This is a genomic window from Stappia stellulata, from assembly GCF_020176715.1.
GTDB lineage: Bacteria > Pseudomonadota > Alphaproteobacteria > Rhizobiales > Stappiaceae > Stappia.
Genome location: NZ_JAIVMF010000003.1, coordinates 140,949 through 159,593 on the forward strand (window position 1 = coordinate 140,949; position 18,645 = coordinate 159,593).

General features: G+C 65.3%; 11 protein-coding genes. 10 read left to right on the forward strand and 1 reads right to left on the reverse strand.

The window, feature by feature from the left end; all coding sequences use genetic code 11:
• From LC092_RS05440 to LC092_RS05485, 10 genes are all read left to right on the forward strand, one after another.
• On the forward strand, positions 1 to 2,133 hold the full coding sequence (locus tag LC092_RS05440) for a hypothetical protein (protein ID WP_224805429.1): 2,133 nt from the start codon (positions 1 to 3) through the stop codon (positions 2,131 to 2,133).
• Positions 2,133 to 2,726: a hypothetical protein gene (locus LC092_RS05445; protein WP_224805430.1), complete on the forward strand. Its 594-nt coding sequence runs from the start codon at positions 2,133 to 2,135 to the stop codon at positions 2,724 to 2,726. The genes LC092_RS05440 and LC092_RS05445 overlap by 1 nt, the downstream gene beginning before the upstream one ends.
• A gap of 3 nt (positions 2,727 to 2,729) precedes the next feature.
• Entirely contained in the window at positions 2,730 to 5,492 is a 2,763-nt protein-coding gene (locus LC092_RS05450; protein ID WP_224805431.1) for a transglycosylase SLT domain-containing protein, read from the forward strand.
• Positions 5,489 to 7,879, forward strand: a complete 2,391-nt coding sequence (locus LC092_RS05455; protein ID WP_224805432.1) for a hypothetical protein — start codon at positions 5,489 to 5,491, stop codon at positions 7,877 to 7,879. The genes LC092_RS05450 and LC092_RS05455 overlap by 4 nt, the downstream gene beginning before the upstream one ends.
• Positions 7,880 to 7,883: 4 nt before the next feature.
• Complete coding sequence (locus LC092_RS05460; protein WP_224805433.1) at positions 7,884 to 10,442, forward strand: hypothetical protein; 2,559 nt, start codon at positions 7,884 to 7,886, stop codon at positions 10,440 to 10,442.
• Positions 10,396 to 10,767 (forward strand): hypothetical protein, encoded by a 372-nt coding sequence (locus LC092_RS05465; RefSeq protein ID WP_224805434.1) that lies wholly within the window; start codon positions 10,396 to 10,398, stop codon positions 10,765 to 10,767. Before LC092_RS05460 ends, LC092_RS05465 begins: the two co-directional genes overlap by 47 nt.
• A 75-nt stretch (positions 10,768 to 10,842) precedes the next feature.
• A complete protein-coding gene (locus tag LC092_RS05470) occupies positions 10,843 to 13,305 on the forward strand; it encodes a sialidase family protein (RefSeq protein ID WP_224805435.1) in 2,463 nt (820 codons plus the stop codon).
• A 14-nt stretch (positions 13,306 to 13,319) separates the two neighbouring features.
• The gene (locus LC092_RS05475; RefSeq protein ID WP_224805436.1) at positions 13,320 to 14,156 is read left to right on the forward strand and encodes a glycoside hydrolase family 108 protein; all 837 of its coding nucleotides are present in this window, start codon (positions 13,320 to 13,322) and stop codon (positions 14,154 to 14,156) included.
• Positions 14,157 to 14,165: 9 nt separating this feature from the next.
• Positions 14,166 to 14,696, forward strand: coding sequence for a 3TM-type holin (locus LC092_RS05480; protein ID WP_224805437.1), 531 nt, complete (start codon positions 14,166 to 14,168; stop codon positions 14,694 to 14,696).
• Positions 14,696 to 15,022: a hypothetical protein gene (locus LC092_RS05485; RefSeq protein ID WP_224805438.1), complete on the forward strand. Its 327-nt coding sequence runs from the start codon at positions 14,696 to 14,698 to the stop codon at positions 15,020 to 15,022. The genes LC092_RS05480 and LC092_RS05485 overlap by 1 nt, the downstream gene beginning before the upstream one ends.
• A gap of 435 nt (positions 15,023 to 15,457) precedes the next feature.
• On the opposite strand, the gene LC092_RS05490 is transcribed toward LC092_RS05485, so the two are convergent.
• On the reverse strand, positions 15,458 to 18,640 hold the full coding sequence (locus LC092_RS05490; protein ID WP_224805439.1) for an efflux RND transporter permease subunit: 3,183 nt from the start codon (positions 18,638 to 18,640) through the stop codon (positions 15,458 to 15,460).
• Positions 18,641 to 18,645 lie beyond the last annotated feature (5 nt).

The following is an 18,645-nucleotide window of genomic DNA, read 5'->3' on the forward strand; positions in this document are numbered from 1 at the left end:
ATGGCCGCGCAACCCGGATCGCTCAAGTCGTCCTGCAACAGCGGCGAGTTCTCACGGGATCTCGCCGGCAAGATCGGCATGCGCCAGTACTACAGCGCCGGGCTCAAATTCAAGAACGTGGAACCTGTACCGCAGGCCGGGTTCCAGTTGATGCCCGGCACCGCGTTCGTGGCGGAGGCGCGATCCGCCACGGTCAAGCACTTCACCTTGCCCGTGTCGTCGACGATCTCCTATACGCTGATCTTCTCGGTCGGTTGGGTCGACATTTTCCGACAGGACCGCGTGAAGGTCGCGAGCGTCGAGATCGCGGAAATCACCTCGGCGCTGCTGCCGGAGCTCGGCTTCTACGGCGAAGCGAATACGGTCGGGATCTTTCACCAGGACCTTGAGACGATCCGCCTGGTGCGCGACGGCGCCGACGATACGGTCTGGGTCAAGGATCTCTGGCCTTACGACAGCGTGCCGGAAGTCGATCTCGGCGGTACCTACACAAAAACCAACGATGTCTGGGATGTCGGCGTTCGCTGGAGTTCTGCGGCCTCAGCGCTGGTGCTGAGTTTTTCGATTGACGGCGAGGAAACCAAGGCGATCAAGCTGGTCAACAATCTCGGCGACGAGCTGGCACCGGACAGCGCGGTCAATGCGGACTTCGACCGCCTGGCGACCAACGTGCAAACAGAGTTGCGCGGCCTCCCCAGCATGAATGCCGATGTCGCTGTGACATACGAGAGCGATCAGACGACGACGCGCTACATCGTTCTGCGCGTCACGTTCTCGGCCAGTCTCGCGGGAGCGGAATATCAGGTCGACGCGCGGATCGTGAACACCTCGGAGGCGAGCGCGCTTTCCTATCACATCGAAATCGGCGAGACCGAGGGCGAGCCGCTGGTGAGCGATGCCAAGGGCTGGTTCGCCGGCATGACGCTCGCGCAGGATCGCGCCGTCTATTATTCGCCGCCGGCGCGGCAGGCCGCACTGGCGATGTCGCAGATCGGCGAGTACTTCCGGCTCAATATCGAGGCGACGGGCGACAATGCCGCGCGCCTCGAAGCGCTGCGGACCCAGACCAGCGAACGCATTCACGCCGTCTACGAGGACAAATACCTGCTGGTCTTCACCGACAAGGCGGAATGGTTCGCCTCGAACCGGACCATCGAGCAGGGCAAGCCGTTGAATTGGGTGCGGACGTCCACCAACGGCATTCAGCCGCATGTGGAGCCGGTCGAGATGGAGGGGCGGGTTTTCTATGTGTCCGGCAACGAGGCCGCGTCGACCGATCCGAACCAGGGCCAGGTGCTCTATTCAGCCAACTACGATGACGTCTCGACACGCTACAGCTCCAAGCCGGAAAGCCTGCTCGGGGCGCATCTCGTCGACCGCATCAACAATTCGAAGCTGCAAAAGAAGGTGCGCAAGAACAACGCGTCGCGCTGGTGGTTGCCATCGGCCACGGGGCGGCTCACCTGCGCGCTTGTGATCCTCGACCAGGACATTCTGGCCCTGGTGGAATGGGTCGCGGCGGATGGCGGCAAGGTGCGCGGCCTTTCGGTCGACGGACAGAACAAGGTCTGGGTCACGGTGGAGCGCGGCGCGACGATCACCCATGAGGTGATGGAAGAACAGGACGTCAACCTGTTCCAGGGGGCCATCGACACGACAACCGACCTTGCCGGCGAAGTCACCGGCCTGGAGCTTTGGAGCGGCCGCGAGGTGTGGGCGGAAGCCGACGGGTTCATTCTCGGCCCCTTTACCGTGACGGCCGGCAAGATCGACCTGGGTGACGCCTACGATGACGTCAAGGTTGGCCTGTGGCAGCCGCCCGTTCACGAAAGCATGCCCTATTACCGCCTCCTGCCGAACGACGAGATCCTGTTGCGGCCCGGCCGCATTCACTCGGCGACGATCAATGTGATTGACAGCGAGAGTATCGCCGTCGGCGCAAACGGCGGCACCCCGAAGAACGTCCCGCTGCTCAAGGCAACCGACCCGGTGGGCGCACCGATGCCGCGCAAGACGCAGGCTGTCCGTGTCGTCGGCATGCCGGGCATGACAGTCGGTCCCACGCTCACGATCACACAGACGCGGCCGGGGCGGCTGCGCGTGCGCGATTACACGCCGGAGGCGAAGCTCTGATGGAACTTGCAATCGGACTCCTGACGTCGGGATTTCAAGCGATCACCGGTGCTGCGGCAAGTGCCGGCTCTTTTGCAAGCACGGTGGGTGGGGTTGCTGTGCCTGCGGCCAAGCCAGTTCTTGGCGCGGCGGCTGCCTCCAGCGGGTTTTCGCTGTCCTCGCTCCTGCAAGGCACGGCGACGGTGCTCGGCGCCATGTCCGCGATTGGAGCGGGGAACGCCGAGGCGGAACAACTGGATCTGGCCGCCGCCGACGCGGAAGGGCAAAAGCCGCTGGAAACCCTGCAAGGCATCTCCCGCCGCGCCTCGATCAAGCGGGAGATGGCGGAGGCCATCGGCTCGCAGGACGTCGCATTCGCGGCATCAAGTGTCGACCTGTCTTTCGGCACGCCGGGGCAGGCCCGCAAGGATGCTTTCCGCGAAGCCGATTACGCGCTGACCAGCGACAGCGGCACCCAGGAGGTCCGCACATCGCGGCTGACCGAGCGGGCCGCGAATTACCGCTCGCGCGCGCGGCGTGCCCGCAGTCGCGGGTTTGTCGACGCCCTGTCAGCCGGGCTGGGTTATGGCGCGAACCTCATGGCGCGGGGCTGATCGATGGTGAACAAACAACGGACGCCGGTTCAATACCGGAAATTCGAAGCCCGCCCCCTGCTGGCCGAGGGGCTGTTGCCCGTGGCGCGCGCCGACGGCGGGGAGCTGGAATCCCGCGTGTCAGCGGCCATGCTCCGCTTCGCCGGACAAATGGGCCAGATCGCCGACCGCGAGGCCGTGCTTGACGGCACCCGACGCGGTGAGGCCGATGCACTCGCCTCCGCACCGCAATCGCTCGCAGGAACGGGGTCGCCAGCGCCCGGCCGACCTTCGCGTGCGCAGGTGAACGCACCGGGCGAAATCCGCTCCATCGTCAGCGAGGCGGCGATGCGTCATGGCGTCGACCCCGGTGCAATGCTGAAAATCGCGGAGCTGGAATCCTCCTTCAATCCGCGGGCGCAAAATCCGAAATCGAGCGCTGGCGGGCTGTTCCAGTTTCTCGACAGCACGGCGAAGGAATACGGGCTCGACGACAAGTTCGATCCGGTGAAATCGGCGGACGCTGCCGCGCGGCTCGCGGTGACCAATGCCGGCATCCTGCGCAAGGCGCTCGGGCGGGAACCGACGGGCGGCGAATTGTACCTGGCGCATCAACAGGGCGGCGGCGGCGCGGCCAAATTGCTCGCCAATCCGGACAAACGAGCGGCGGATCTCGTCGGCGCCGATGCCGTGCGGCTCAACGGCGGGCGGGAGGACATGAGCGCCCGCGAATTCGCGAACCTCTGGATGGCGAAAGCCGGAGACACGCGCTCCATTGCCGCTGGAAAGCCGGCAACGGTTGCCGGAAGCGGTAGCGGTTTTCAGCCGACCGGATCGGCGACACTGCGCGGTGCCGCCTATGACCGCGCCGGCGCGCGCACCTATCTCCAGCAGCTCGATACCGTCATGCGCGAGGACATCGCCACGGTGCAGGAGACCTACAAGGACGATCCCGCGCGTTTGGAAACCGCGCTCGGAGAGCTGAAACAGGCGCATCTGAGCGAGCATGTGTTCGACGACATTGCCGCCGACTATTCCGTCACCTTCGACCGACAGGCCAATGCCGCCCTGCGTCAGGCGCGGTCGGAGCTGCAAAAGCGGGCCGAGGAAGCCGACCGCGCGGCCTTCAATACACGGCTGGCCGAGGTTGAGGAAACCAAGTCGCGGATGCTCGCGGGCTTCGATCCGGACGAAGACGGCGGGCTTGAACGGCTGATGTCGACGCAAGGCGCCATCGACGATCACTATGACAGCGCCGTCGAACGCGGGATCATGACGGCCGACCGCGCGCGCGAGGCGAAGACCCGCTCGCGCCGCGAGACCATGACCGGGTTCTATGTCGCGCAAGGGCACAACCGCCCAGCCGACGAAATCGCCGATCTCCGCGAGCAGATCCGCACGGATTATGCCGCCGGCGAACTGGATGGCGTCGACGGCAAGGGGTTTGCCGATATCGACGCGAAGCTTGCCTGGCTGGAACGCGACCTGCGCACGAAAGACAAGCAGATCTCGAAGCGCTTGCGGCGCGCGGGAGATGACCTCGCCAAGCGGCACGCGGCCGGCGAAACTGCCGGCGGTGACGATTTCGCAGCGTTTCAGCTCGACCTTGCGCAGGCGCCCGACGGATCGGAAATCGGCAAATCCGCGCTGCGCCGGCTCCAGGTGGCGGATGCGATCCGAACGCAGCCGGTCGCGGACGTGGAACGGGCGTTGCCCGATCTCGTGCGCGGCGACGACGGCGAGGTCGACAGTGCCGATCTCGCCTTCGGCCGCGATTTGCTCGACAGCCACAAGAAAGAGCTTGCGACCGATCCGCTCGGCGTCGCCGAACGGTTCGGGGTCATCGATCCGGTCGAGCCGCTTCCGTTCGATGCCGCAACGCCGGCCGATGCCGCCAGCGCTTTCGCGAACCGCCTGGATGCGGCGGAGGTGGCCGCAGAACGGTTCGGCGTCCCGGCGCGATACTTTCGGGCCGGCGAGGCAAAACAGTTGCGCGGTCTGATCGACAGCGATCCGGACGCGGCATTGTCGCTGGCGGCCGGGATGGTCAGCGCCGGCGGCCCTGCCCTGCCGGACATGCTGCGCGAACTTGGCAAGGATGCCGAGCCGCTGTCGCACGCGGGCGCCATCATCGCCGCCGGCGGCGATCCGGAGGCCGCGCGCCTGGTGCTGGAAGGCACGCGGCCCGGAGAGGACGGCCGCATGCGTCCGGCCGTCCCTCGCGACCGTCAGCGTGAAGTCTCGTCCGAGGTGATCGGCACGGCCTTTTCGCTGCATCCCGCCGAGGGCGCGCGCGTTCGCGCCGCAGCCGAGTCCATTGCCCGCGCGCGACTGGATGCAGCCGGCATCGATCCCAAGTCCGACGACGCACGCCCGGTCTATGAACGCGCGCTCAACGAGGCGGCGGGCGCGACCTATATCGGCGACGTGCAGTATGGCGGCTTCGCCGATCACGATCCGGGCCTGTGGTGGTCCTCGCGCAAGGTGCTCGTTCCGACCGGCATCCGCGCCGACGCCTTCGACCAGGTGCTCGATGCTGTCACCGAAACCGATCTTCGCGCACTGCCCGTCCCGCCGGTCGATGCGGAGGGGCGCCCCTATCCGGCGGCGCAGATCAAGGGCGCCTTCCCTGTCGCGACGCAAGGCGGATACCGGTTCGCCACAGGCGACCCCGACGGCGACAGTCCGATGTGGGTGCGTGGCGCGGACGGTCGGCCGTTCGTCTTGTCCTTCGAGGCGATCCCCGGTCTTCGCACCCGGCTTCCGGCCGGAGTGTGGCGCCCATGACCCTGTTCTTGACCGAGGCTGCGAACGGACGCGACGAGAGTTTCGTGGAGGCCGCGCCGCGCACCCGCGCGGAAATGGAGCAACGCGAACGGGCGCGGCGCGACAGCGATTTCCAGCGCTACTCGGAGATCTTCCGCGCCAATGACGAGGCGCAAACCTACACGCAGAACGCAACGAACCTTCTGGAGCGCCGCAGACGGGCCTACGACGAGCGAATTGAAGCCGTCCGGGCCGCGACAGGCGTCGAGCTGGAAAACCCTCTCAGGGTGGCGCGCTGGCCCACCATGGACGAATTGAAGGCGCGCGGTCCTGACGAGAACATTGTCGCGACCCGCAAGCGGCTGTTCGCCGAACGCCTGCATGCGCTCCAGACGCAATACCCGGACAAGGCCGACCGCATCCGCGCCGGGCTTTCGATAGACGACCAGGCGCGCCAGCTTGGCCGTGACATCGAGGTTCGCGCGGACGCGGTGAACGCCGATCCCGACAACCCCGGCGGCTCCGGCCTCGCCGGCTTTGCCGGCACGGTGCGCGGCTATCTGCGCGATCCGCTCCAGCTCGGCACGCTGTTCGTCGGCGGGCCGGAAGGCGGCGCTGCCGTATCGATCGCGGGACGCATCCTGACGTCGTTCGGCCGCAACGCCGCGATCAACGCAGGCGTCGAGACGGTGTTGCAGGTGCCGGCACAGATGGGCCGCGCGGAGGCCGGCCTTGAAGCGGGTGTCGCCGAAGGCGCGAAGAACGTCGGGCTTGCCGCCGGTCTTGGTGGCGCGCTTGGCGGGGCCATGACCGGAATCGGCGAGATGATCCGCGCCGGCCGGGCCGCGCCGAAAGACGTCGCAGCGGTCCGCGACGCGCTCGACCCTGAAACCCGGACTGAATTCGACATGGCTATCGAAGCCGGCCGCGACGAGGCGGCAGCCTTCGCCGATCCGCCCGCCGGCGTCACACCGGAAGAGGCTGGCCGTCTGGCGACGGAGGCGGTCGACCAGATCGCGGACGACGGCCCGCCGGTCTCTGGCGCGGTCGAAAAGCCCGCGCGCGCTCCCGATGTCGCGCAAATCCTCGACAAAGCCGCCGACGCTCCGTCCGGTGCGGTCGCGGTACAGGGCAAGCCCGCACGCTTCTCCCGCTTCGATCCCGCGACACTGGAGACCGATGCGGCGGCCTATCAGTACAAGGGCGGCGGCGACGCGACCGGCGTCACGGACAGGCTATCCGGCGTCCAGTCCTGGGACGCGACCGCGAGCGGCAAGGTGTTCGTGCACGAACGATCCGACGGCACGCGCTATGTCGCGGACGGTCACCAGCGCCTGGGACTTGCAAAACGGCTCAAGTCCGAAGGCGACGACGCGGTTGTGCTCGACGGCTATCTGTTTCGCGAGGCCGACGGCTGGGGTGTTGCGGACGTGCGCGCGCTTGCCGCGAAGAAGAACATGCAGGAGGGAAGCGGATCGCCGCTCGATGCCGCGCGCATTCTGCGCGACAGCCCGGATCTGCTGGACGACAGCCTGCCGGTCTCGGGGCCGATGATGCGCAAGGCCATCGGCCTGTCGCGCCTGTCGGACGATGCATTCGGAATGACGGTCAACGGGATGATCCCGGAGAACCACGCCGCGCTTGTCGGCGAGATGGTGACCGATCCCGCCTTGCATGCCGGGGTGCTCCAGGATCTCCAGCGCTTCGCGCCGGAAACCGACCGGCAAGCCCGACTTCTGATCGGGGAAAGCCTGTCCTCGGGGCGTCAGGTGGAAGTCCAGAACGACATGTTCGGCGCGTTCCGCATGGAACGCACGCTGATGGGCGAGCGCGTGAAGGTGCTCGATGCCGCGTTGAAGGCGCTGCGCTCCGACAAGCGGTTGTTTGCGACGCTTGCCGACAACGCCGAGGTGATCGAGGCGGCGGGCAACCGGCTGGACACCGGCGGAAACGAAGCGCGCGCGGCCACGGCCGAGATGGTCGGCGAGCTGCTCGACCGGATGGCGCGCACGCGCGGTCCGGTCTCGGATGCGCTGTCGGCTGCGGCGCGCCAGGTGGCCGAAGGCGCGAAGCCGGGACCGGCCGCGCGCAAGTTCGTCGGCGACGTGCGGGACATGATCGACGAGGGCGGACTTGGCCGGTTGCTTGCACCGCCCGAACCGGAGCTGAAACCGGCCGCAACCGTCGAGCCGGGCTCGTCGGAGGCGGCGCGCGCGGGCGACGAGCTGGAGCCGGTGGAGCCGACAGCGGCAGAGCTGGAAGAGGCCGGACAGGGTTCGATGTGGGATATGCTGCCCGATGGCGTTGACGCGGAGGGCAATCAGAGATTCACTACCGCTGATGAGCTGACCGCGCGCGCCACACGCGACGAAGATCTGGCCGATCTCGTGAAGAGCTGCAAGGATTGAGCCGATGCCCTTTCAGGATTGCCTGATTTCCGCCGTCGAACAGGGCGCGCTCTCCCGCGAGGAAGCGCAGGCGCTCAACGACGATTTCGACGCCCGCTTCGCCGAGGCGCGCATGTCGCTCGGCGACGAGGCGGCGGCACGGCAGGCGCAAGAAGTGCTGGAAACCGAGCTGCGGATGCAGGCCATAGAGAAGCGCCGGCGCGCGGTGCTGACCGAGCGGGCGCGCCAGCGGCTCAAGACCGAATTGACCAGCTACCGGGACGAACAGGGTCGGCCGGACGTCTTCGAGGCGGCCATGGGCGTGCTCTCGCACTACGGTTACCGGGGGTATTCGTCCATCCGCGGGCGATCCGAAGCGATCATCATGCTGGCGCAAGGCCGGCTCAACGAAGCCATGTGGCACTGGCGCCGGAGCGCGGTGACCGGGCAACGTCACAATCTCGCGGATATCGACGATCTGGTGAAGGATCTCCACGGCGAAGCGTCGGGCAACCAGACGGCGGCCGCGCTGGCGGACTCCATTTCGGATGTGTTCGAGGACCTGCGCCAGCGCTTCAACGCCGCCGGCGGCGCGATTGCGAAGCGCGAGGATTTCGGGCTGCCGCACACGCATGACGGCTTGAAGATCCGCACGGCCGGCGGTGCGCGCAGCATCGCGGAGGCCAAGGCCAACTGGATCGCCAGGGCAAAAGAGGCGTTCGATTTCGACAAGTCGATCAACCCGCTGACCGGCCAGCCCATCGGCGATGCCGGCGCCGACCGCTTCCTTGATCGCATGTTCGACCAGGTGACGACGGAAGGCTGGGCGCATATGGAGCCGTCGATGCGCTCCAGCGGCAAGGGCGCGCTCGCCAGCCAGCGCCAGGACGCGCGTATCCTCGTGGCGAAGTCGCCGGCGCATTGGCAGAGCTACAACGCGGAATTCGGCACCGGCGACGTGATCGAGACGATCTTCAATCACATCAATTCGATGGCGAAAGACATCGCCGCAATGGAAACGCTCGGGCCGAACCCGGATGCGATGATGGAATGGATGATCCAGAACGTGCGCCGCGAGGTGGCGCGCGGTGCATCCGGATCGCCGTCGCTCGCGCGCGAGACGACGGGCGCGGCCCGCTGGGCGACCGGCACGCAGCCGGGCGCTTTCGCGGAATGGCGCTTGCGCGGTCTCTACACCCATCTGCGCGGACGACCGGTCGCGGCCGCCGGCGTCGCCACACTGACGGCCAACGTCAAGAACGTGATGAACTCCGCCCTGCTCGGCTCCGCCTCCATCGTCGCGGCCGCGACCGATCCGTTCGTGGAGGCCATGTCGAAGAAACTCGCCGGGCTGCCGGTCATGCGCAATGTCGGCGGGCTGCTGAAACAGCTATCGACGAAATCGCGCAAGGAGATCATGCGCGACGGCGCGATCTGGGACGAATACCTCCAGGTGATGGAAGCGGAAGCGCGCTTCGCTGGTCTCGTGCTCGGCTCCAACTGGTCGAAGTACCTGGTCGACCGCTCGATGATGGCCTTCGGCCTCAAGCCGATCACGACCGGCCGTCGTCTGGCGCATGCGCGGAGCTGGCATGCGGCGCTCGCGGACATGGCCGGCGAACGGCTGGACGAGCTGCCGGAGCGATTGCGCGTGGCCATGGAAGGTTTCGGCATCACGGCCGACGATTGGGACGTGATGCGCGCCTCGGTCGACGATGCGGGGTTCCTGACGCCATCGTCGATCATGGCGAGCGAGGGCCGGCTGTCGGATTTTGCCACCGAGGATCGCATTCCGCACCGGCTGGTGGCGGAGAAATACGCGGAGCTGATCGCGAGCTGGACGGAGCGCGCGGTGCCGTCGGGAACGCCGAACGCGCGGAGCTGGATCACCGGCGGTGCGCCGCGCGGGACGCCGCTCGGTGAATTCGCGGACTTCGGCCTCCAGTTCAAAAGCTTCGGCCTGTCCTTGACGACGCTGCAAATCGAGGCGATGACGCGGCTCGGGGCGCTCGATTCCTCCGGGCGTTTCGCCGTGCCGGCCTATTTCGCGCAACTGGCCATCGGCCTGACGGTGGGCGGCGCCATCGCCATGCAGATCAAGGCACTTGCCGACGGCAAGGATCTGGAAGACATGGACCCGCGCAACACGCAATTTTGGGTGCGAGCGGCCTTCCAAGGCGGCGGTTTCGGCCTGCTCGGCGACTTCGCCTCGGCCAGCTCCAACCGCTTCGGAGGCGGTGTCGCCTCGTCCTTTGTCGGGCCGGGCGTGAACTTCGGTTCCGATCTGCTCGGCCTGACGGTCGGCAACACGATGGAAGCAGCGCGCGGAGAAACGACCCATACGGGCCGTGAGGCGGTGAATTTCGCCGGCCGCTATACGCCGGTGCTGTCGTCCTGGTGGGCAACGCGCGGGGCCTATCGCCGGCTGGTGCTCGACCAGTTGCAGTGGGCGGTCGATCCCGGCGCCGCGAAGAGCTTTTCCGCCCGCAAATCCAACCTCAAGCGGCGCACCGGGCAAGAATACTGGTGGGAGCCTGGTGACACAGCGCCAGATCGCGCGCCGGAAATCGCGCCTGTTCCGTGAAAGAGGTCAATCACCTCCAGCGCTGCAAAAAGGCGTAGATATGTCCGGTTGGCTCTTCGATCTACTATTTGCCTATCCGGCGAAGTTCGTCGCCACGTTGTTGATGATTGCTGTCACGATAGGCTTACTGGCGTTGCCGGTCTGCGGGGGCATTTTGGTGTTTCGAGTTTTATACGGCCCCAACAACAACGCAACTGGTCGATTGCGGCGACCTGCTGCCGTAACAGCTGGGGTGGTTGCGGGCTTTTATCTGGGAATGGTCCTTTATGCAGCTCAGAAAGAGCTTGCATTCTTCCTGCTTGAAGCATCGAGAGCACTTAGTTGACACCGGCTCCTGACACTTAAGGCCGTCCGGCCGGCTTCATCATCATGGTCACGACGATCATGAGAGGCCGGCCCGATGGCACAACCCTTCCCGCTTCCGCGTGAAATCCGTTCGACGGGCACGCTCGCATTCGATGGCGCGAGCATCACCTTCGGGCCGTTCGACTTCAAGATCTTCGATACGGTGGATGTCGTCGTCGAGCTGAAACACGCGGGCGATGCGGAATGGTCAGCCACCTCGGCCGTCACGGTCACCAAGAGCTCCGCCGCTGCACTCGACACCTTCTCCGTCACCTTCGACGCCATCCACCCGGTGACGTCGACGTTCCGCGTGCGCGGCTCGCGTTTACACGAACGGTCCGTCGGCTTGGCCAAGGGCATCGGCCTCGATCTCGTGGAGCTGGAAAAGGAGGTTTCCAAGCATGGGATCGTCCTGCAGGAAACGCGCGCCGACGCCAGCTTGCGCGACGCGGATCGTGCGCGAACCCTGCGCGCGCCGGACGGGGAAAGTCTCCCGGCGATTCCGCCCGTTGCGGGTCGCGCAACGCGCGTCCTCGGCTTCGACGCTGACGGAAAGCCGATTGCAATGGTGCCAGGCACGGCCGATGCGGAGGCCGTCGCGAATACCTATCCGCGCCGGTCTGCGGACAACAAAGTGTGGGAAGCGCAGACGGCGGCGGAGGTACGGGCCGACCTCGCAGTGTCCTTCAACGTCGCCACGTTGGCGGCGCTTGCAGCCGTGGCGAAGGCCGATCTTGCCGATGGCGTGTCCGCAGTCGCGGTCGACGATGCGACGGGCGGGATCTTCGTCTGGGACGCCGCAAGCACGGCAACCGCCGACGGCGATACGGTTCTCGCTACCGACGAAGGCGGAACCGGCCGATGGCTCCGCAAGACGCGAAACCTTGCCGACGGTACGGTCAACACAGCACAGATCGCGGGCGCCTCTGTCACGCTCCCGAAGCTGGGAGACGACGTATTCATTGCGCCCCCGCGACCGGTCCTCCCCTATTGGGACGCGACCGGTGATACGTGGCATCAGGAGCTGCTTGACAATAACGACGGGCACCGTGGCTTTGCGTCTATCGCGTATGACCGGGTTAGCCAAACTGTCTACGTGGCGTATCGGGATGCGACCACACACGGCATTGTCGATAATGGAGTTGATGCCGACGGCACGATCCGGCTCTTGACTATCTCCAAGTCAGGGGCCGGATACGCATCTCCTGCCAATGTCGAGGTTCTGGCAAACCCGGACGGATTTGATCTTCGTGATCCGTATTTGTGCATGGCGCCAAGTGGGCGTCTTTTGCTGGTCTACACGCAAACGCCTGACGACAGCGGCGGAGACGGCCCGACAACCTTCAGATCGACTTACCGTGAACCGGGCGAAAGCGCCTGGTCCTCGCCGCTGATCATCGACACGATCAACTACGACTACGCACGGCTCTACGGTGGCTTGCGGGTGCATCCCTCTCCTGCCTCGGTGGGTGATTGGGAAATCTCTGTGACCGCTTACTATCAGACCGGCGCGGGCACCTACATGGTCGGGCAGTACACGACCTTTGATGCAGGTGAAAACTGGAGCAGCGAGGCCGATCTGTCCCGCGCGCCGATCAGCGCTTCGGGTGTCGATGGCACGACGGAAACGTCTATGGACGCCGTGAACCCACTGCTCTGGTTCGCGGCGGGCCGCAACGACGACGACATACAGTTCTACATCTCTGAGGACGGTCAAGGATCTTGGTCGGCGGCTGAGATCGTTCCTGTATCGGTTTCCGGGGCTAATATCGCTCCGCTCCTGCGCGTGGTGACCGACAGCAAGGGTGATCCATGGGTCCTTCTTTTTCTCTCCGACAAGAGTGCCGATGCGCTCAAGGTTACATTCGCGCGGCCTCGTGACCTGCTTGCCTTGGGGGCGAGCGCATTCCCCCGGCCGATCAGTCTTCAGGGGTCGTTAATCAACGCCTATCCCGACGTTGTCGACATCGGCGACGGCCACATGGTTTTCGTGACAAACGACGAGGTGAGCGGAGACGACAGTCGTAGCGCGCTTCATATGGGTCACTTCAACTACCGCCGCATCGTCGAAGCGCCTCCAATGTGGCGTATCGGATTGTCATCGGCGCAAACGGGCATCGCAAGCTCGGCTTTGACCAAGATTGCCTTTGCTTCCTTTGGTGCCGGATATCTGCACGGCATCGAATACGTGTCGGCGGACAACGGCATCCTCATTTGCCGGTCAGGTTACTACGATCTCAGTGTGGCAATCGGCATCACCGGCGGAATTGTGGACGGCGAGTTGCTGATCACCAAGATCCGCCGCCAGCCGGCCGGCGGCTCCATCGGCGACATCGCAATCCACTACGGCAGTTCATCCGGCACGACTTCACACACGGGGCAGGCAAACGTGTCGATTTACCTGGCAGCTGGGGACGTCGTGACGGCTTGGGTTCAAGTAGCGGGCGCAGGCGACAAGACGGTTACGAGTTCCGTTGCCACCTACTTCACCGGGAAGTTCATCGGCCTCGCACCGTAGCCAAGGACACGGAAATGACCTCAGCAAATTTCAAGCATTGTCTCCCGTGGACGCTCGGGCACGAAGGCGGGTACGTCAACCATCCGGACGATCCCGGTGGCGCGACGAACAAGGGCGTGACGCAGCGGGTCTATGACGGCTGGCGGCGGCGCATGGGGCTGCCCACGCGATCCGTGCGGTTCATCACCGACGAGGAAGTCGCCCACATCTACCGCACGCAATACTGGAACGCCGTGGCCGCCGATGCCCTGCCGGCCGGGCTCGACTACTGCACGTTCGACGCGGCCGTGAACAGCGGCCCGTCGCGCGGCGTTAAGTGGCTGCAACAGGCCGTTGGCGCGCGGGTCGACGGACAGGCCGGGCACGAGACGGTCGGCAAGGCGCGCGATCATCCGAACAAGCCTGCGGCCGTGAAGCGCATGTGCGCGATCCGCATGGGGTTCCTGCAACGTCTGCGCCACTGGTCGACCTTCGGTCGCGGCTGGACTCGCCGCGTTGCCGATGTCGAGGCGCGATCCGTGGCGATGGCGCTCAAGGATGCCGATGCCGGTGCCGGTCTGCGCCGCGCCATGCAGGACGAGGCATCCCGCGCCGAAAAGGTCGCAAAGCGCGACGGACGCAGTGCCGCCGGCAGCACGGCCGCAAGCGGCGGTTGCGGCACGCAGGCCACCGGCGAACCGTCGGCCGTGGCCGATCCCGCGATGCTCGACCAGCTCGCGCCGTGGCTCTGGATCGGCGGCGCTGTCGCGGCCGGGGCCGTGGCGCTGTGGCTGTTGCACCGCTGGAGCATCAACACCGCGCGCGGCCGCGCCTACCGCTCGGCCGTTTCCGACTTCATCGACGCGCTCTAGGAGGCTTTCATGTCGCTCACCCTTGCCGCCCTCGTCCCGATCCTCGCCGCCGCCGGTGCCCCCCTGCTCAAGCGCCTGGCGGAAAGCGTCGGCGGCCGCACGGGCGGCGCCGTCGCCGATGTCGTCATCGACAGCCTGGCGCGCGAGATCGGCACCAAGCCGACCGTCGACGCAATCGCCACCGCCTATGACAAGGACCCGGCCCGCACAGTGGAGGCAATCGGCCGTGTCGAAGTCGAGCGCCGCGAGGACTGGGCCGTCATGCTGGCCGAGGTCAACCAGACCATGCGCGCCGAACAGACCGCGCCCGGCCTGCTTACGCGGATCTGGCGCCCGCTGTTCGGCATCCTCTACGGAGTGGCCTTCCTGGCGCTGGCGCTGGCCGTGACGCGCGCCGTGTGGAATTCCGATGTGCAGGCCATCAACGCCGTCGCGTCCGTCAGCGGGCTTCTTATTGCCTTCTACGGCACGGGCGCCGGTGTGCTGGGCGTCTATGCCTGGGGCCGCACGCGCGAGAAGATCGAGGGAGCAACGCGGTAATGGACGCGAACCTGTCCTGGATTGTCGGTAGCGCAATGGCGCTTGTCGTGATGATCGGCGGCATCATCGCGCGCGACCGTCAACTGACGCGCATGGTGCAAGACGGCGACGAGAAGTCGACACGCATGATCCAGGACGGTGACGAGAAACTGCATGACCGGATCAACCGCGTCCGCGAGGACATGGTGCGCAGGACCGATCTCGACGATCACTTGCAGCGCGTCGACAAGACGCTGGAGAGCCTGCGACACGATATCCGCGAACAGGGAAAGGAGACGACCCGCCGCTTCGACGCTCTGCTTGCGGCGATCACCAAGCCGCCGTAATCACACGCGAGAATGCGTGTGATTATGAAAAGAAAATTCTGTAAGTTATTGATATAATTAATACATTCAATAACTTTTAATCAGTAGGTCCAGGGTTCGAGCCCCTGTCGGCTCACCACTTTCAAGCCTGATACATCCGGATCCTTTGGACGGTTGACCGTAAAGCGGCCAGCCATACAGACCGCGCGCGTCCGTGATGCATCCGGCCCACGCCCCTGTCCCCTTGCCAGCCATCGCAGAACGCCACACGCCCCGCTGCACCAGCGATCGACCGGTTGTGGTTCATCCGTTTGAGTCTGGCTCATTTGTCTGAGCGAGTATCGGCGGCACGCGCGTCAGCGGCACGCGCCGCACCTGAGGTCGAACGGCGGGAGCGGGACAAGAACTCGCCCCCGCCTTGTGTCCCCGGGATCGTGACGCCGGTCATGCCCCTGGTCAGGCCCTTGCGGCGTCGCCCGCCGCCGGACCGCCGCCCCGCGCCACCGGCTCGCCGGCCACATCCGCGCCCTTGTAGATGCCCTTCACCCGCTCGCGCAGGACCTGCATCACCACATAGAGGACCGGGATCATCACCACGCCGAAGACCGTCGCGAACAACATGCCGCCGAAGACTGCGTAGCCGATCGCCTGCTGGCTGGCCGCGCCCGCGCCATCGGCGACCAGAAGCGGCACCACGCCAAGGAGGAAGGACAGCGCCGTCATCATCACGGCGCGGAAGCGCAAGTGGGCTGCCCCCCGGGCCGCCTCGATGATCGATTTTCCCGACGCGCGTTCCTCCATCGCGAACTCGACGATCAGGATGGCATTCTTGGCGCCGAGGCCGACCAGCATGATCATGCCGATCTGGGTGTAGAGATTGACATCGCGCCCGGTCACCAGCACGGCGACAAACGCGCCGAGAAGCGCGACGGTCACCGACATCAGGATCGCCACCGGCATCGTCCAGCTTTCATACTGCGCGACAAGGAAAAGATAGGCGAACAGGATGGCGAGCAGCAGGACAAAGATCACGATGGCCCCCGTGCCCTGCTGCTGCAGGGCCGAGCCGGTCCATTCGTACTTGTAGCCGGCGGGCAAGGCTTCCTGCGCGGCGGCTTCAAGTTGCGCCATCACGACGCCGGTCGATGTTCCGGCCCCCGGTTCCGCGTTGAGCGAAGCCGCGCGGAACATGTTGTAGCGGCTGAGGATCTGCGGGCCGAGGGTGTTCTCCACCGTCGCCAGCGTACGCAGCGGGACCATGTGTCCGTCGGACGAGCGCACATAGAGACGGCCGATGTCATCGGGCCTGTCCCTATAGGCGCCCTCCGCTTGAATCATGACCTTGTAGACACGTCCGAACAGGTTGAAGTCATTGATATAGTAGGATCCGAGATAGGCCTGCAGCGTCAAGAAGACATCGCCGACACCAACCTTGAGCAGTTTCGCCTTGTTGCGATCGAGATCCACGAACAGTTGTGGAACATTGGCGCGGAACGTCGAATAGGCCTGCGCGATCGCAGGACGCTGGTTCGCCGAATAAACCATCGAACCCACCGCCGAGGCGAGATCCTGCGGCGTACCGCCACCTGTTTGCTGGACCTTCATTTCCACGCCGCCGGTGGTCCCGAGACCGGGAATCGGCGGAGCGTTGAAGGCGATGATGTTGGCACCCGAAACGGTCGAAAATTCACGCCAGAGCTTCGCGAGAATACCGTCTGCGCTCAACTCGGGTGACTGCCGGTCGTCCCAGGGCGTCAGCGTGACGATCAGCAATGCCGTGTTGGGAGCAAGACCGGAATTCAGGATCGAGAAGCCGTTGACGGTCACAACGTCCGCAATGCCGTCGATCGCCTCGAGCCGCCCCTCGATGTCCTTGGTCAGCGCTGTGGTCCGCGGCAGAGCCGCACCGTCGGGCAACTGCACGTCGACCATCAGGTAGCCTTGGTCCTCAAGCGGAAGGAAACCCTTCGGCAGGCGACCGCCGAGAAGCGCGATCAGCCCGATGGCAAGCGCCACGGCAGCGACGCCGATGAAGGAACGTGGCAGCAAGCGGGACACGACCCCGACATAACCGTTGCGAAACCGGTCGATGACGCTTTCGAACAAGGCGAAGACACCGGTCGGCGGACCGTTTCGCGGCTTGAGGATCAGCCCGCAGAGCGCCGGCGACAGCGTCAGGGCGTTGATCGAGGAAATCACCACCGCGACCGAAATCGTGGTCGCGAACTGCGAATAGAGACGCCCGGTGATACCGGGCATGAACATCGTCGGCACGAAGACGGCGAGCAACACGAGCGTGGTTGCGATCACCGGCGTGGTGATCTGGCCCATCGCCTTGGCGGTCGCTTCCTTGGGCGGAAGCCCCTCGTCCGCCATGATGCGTTCGACATTCTCCACCACGATGATCGCGTCGTCGACGACGATGCCGATCGCAAGCACCAGCGCGAACAGCGAGATCGTGTTGAGCGACATGCCGGCGGCGAGCAGGATCGCGAAGGTACCGATCAGCGAAACCGGAATGGCAACAAGCGGAATAAGCGTCGCGCGCCAGTTGCCAAGGAACATGAACACGACCGCAACGACGAGGGTAAACGTCAGGATCAGCGTCGAGATCACGTCTTGCAGCGACTTCTCGACAAAGTCCGTCGTGTTGAAGGGAACCTCGTAATGCATGTCCTCGGGAAAGGCCTTCGAGAGGTCGTCCAGACGCGACAATACCCCCTCGGCGACCGCAAGCGCGTTTGCACCCGGCGCCTGGTAGATCGCGAGCACCGTCGACGGGCGGCCGTTGAACCGCCCGTTCGCGGAGTAGATCTGCGACCCGAGTTCCACCCGCGCGACGTCGCCGATGCGCACGACAGCGCCATCCGCGCCGGTACGCAGGACGATCTTCTCGAACTCCTCCGGCGTGCTCAACCGTCCCTTGGCGGTCACCGTGTACTGGAACTGCTGACCGTCCGGCACCGGCGGCGCGCCGATCTGGCCAGCGGCGACCTGAAGGTTCTGGTCGCGCACCGCCGAGATGAAGTCCGACGGCGTCATGCCCAGGCTCGCCATCCGATCGGGGTCAAGCCAGATGCGCATGCCGTAGGCGAAATCGGTCATCACCTCGGCCTTGCCCACCCCCGGCACGCGCGCCAGCGCGTCCTTCAGGTAGATCGAGGCATAGTTCGACAGGAAGACCTCGTCATGGTCGTCGCTGTCGGAAAACAGTGTGACTACCAGCAGCATGTTGGTGCTGGCCTTTTCCACGGTCACGCCGTTGGCCGTGACTTCGCTCGGCAACTGACTCGTCGCCTGGCTCACCCGGTTCTGCACATTGACTGTCGCCATGTCCGGATCCGTGCCGACGGCGAAGGTGACATTCAGCGAATAGCTGCCGTTGTTGCTGCTGTTCGACGACATGTAGATCATGTTGTCGACGCCGTTCACCTGTGCCTCGATCGGCGCAGCCACCGTCTCTTCCAGAACCTGAGCGTTGGCACCGCTGTAGCTTGCCGAGACGTTGACCACAGGCGGCGTGATGTTGGGGAACTGCTCGACCGGGAGGGCAAGGTAGCCGAGCACGCCGGCGATCGTGATGACCAGCGAAATGACCAGCGCGAATTTCGGCCGATAGATGAAAATGCGGGAGAACATCTGGC

Excerpts from the sequence above, each read along its gene's own strand:
- LC092_RS05440 (WP_224805429.1), top strand. The coding sequence starts at position 1 with ATGGCCGCGCAACCCGGATCGCTCAAGTCGTCCTGCAACAGCGGCGAG.
- LC092_RS05445 (WP_224805430.1), top strand. The coding sequence starts at position 2,133 with ATGGAACTTGCAATCGGACTCCTGACGTCGGGATTTCAAGCGATCACC.
- LC092_RS05450 (WP_224805431.1), top strand. The coding sequence starts at position 2,730 with ATGGTGAACAAACAACGGACGCCGGTTCAATACCGGAAATTCGAAGCC.
- LC092_RS05455 (WP_224805432.1), top strand. The coding sequence starts at position 5,489 with ATGACCCTGTTCTTGACCGAGGCTGCGAACGGACGCGACGAGAGTTTC.
- LC092_RS05460 (WP_224805433.1), top strand. The coding sequence starts at position 7,884 with ATGCCCTTTCAGGATTGCCTGATTTCCGCCGTCGAACAGGGCGCGCTC.
- LC092_RS05470 (WP_224805435.1), top strand. The coding sequence starts at position 10,843 with ATGGCACAACCCTTCCCGCTTCCGCGTGAAATCCGTTCGACGGGCACG.
- LC092_RS05475 (WP_224805436.1), top strand. The coding sequence starts at position 13,320 with ATGACCTCAGCAAATTTCAAGCATTGTCTCCCGTGGACGCTCGGGCAC.
- LC092_RS05480 (WP_224805437.1), top strand. The coding sequence starts at position 14,166 with ATGTCGCTCACCCTTGCCGCCCTCGTCCCGATCCTCGCCGCCGCCGGT.
- LC092_RS05485 (WP_224805438.1), top strand. The coding sequence starts at position 14,696 with ATGGACGCGAACCTGTCCTGGATTGTCGGTAGCGCAATGGCGCTTGTC.
- LC092_RS05490 (WP_224805439.1), bottom strand. The coding sequence starts at position 18,640 with ATGTTCTCCCGCATTTTCATCTATCGGCCGAAATTCGCGCTGGTCATT.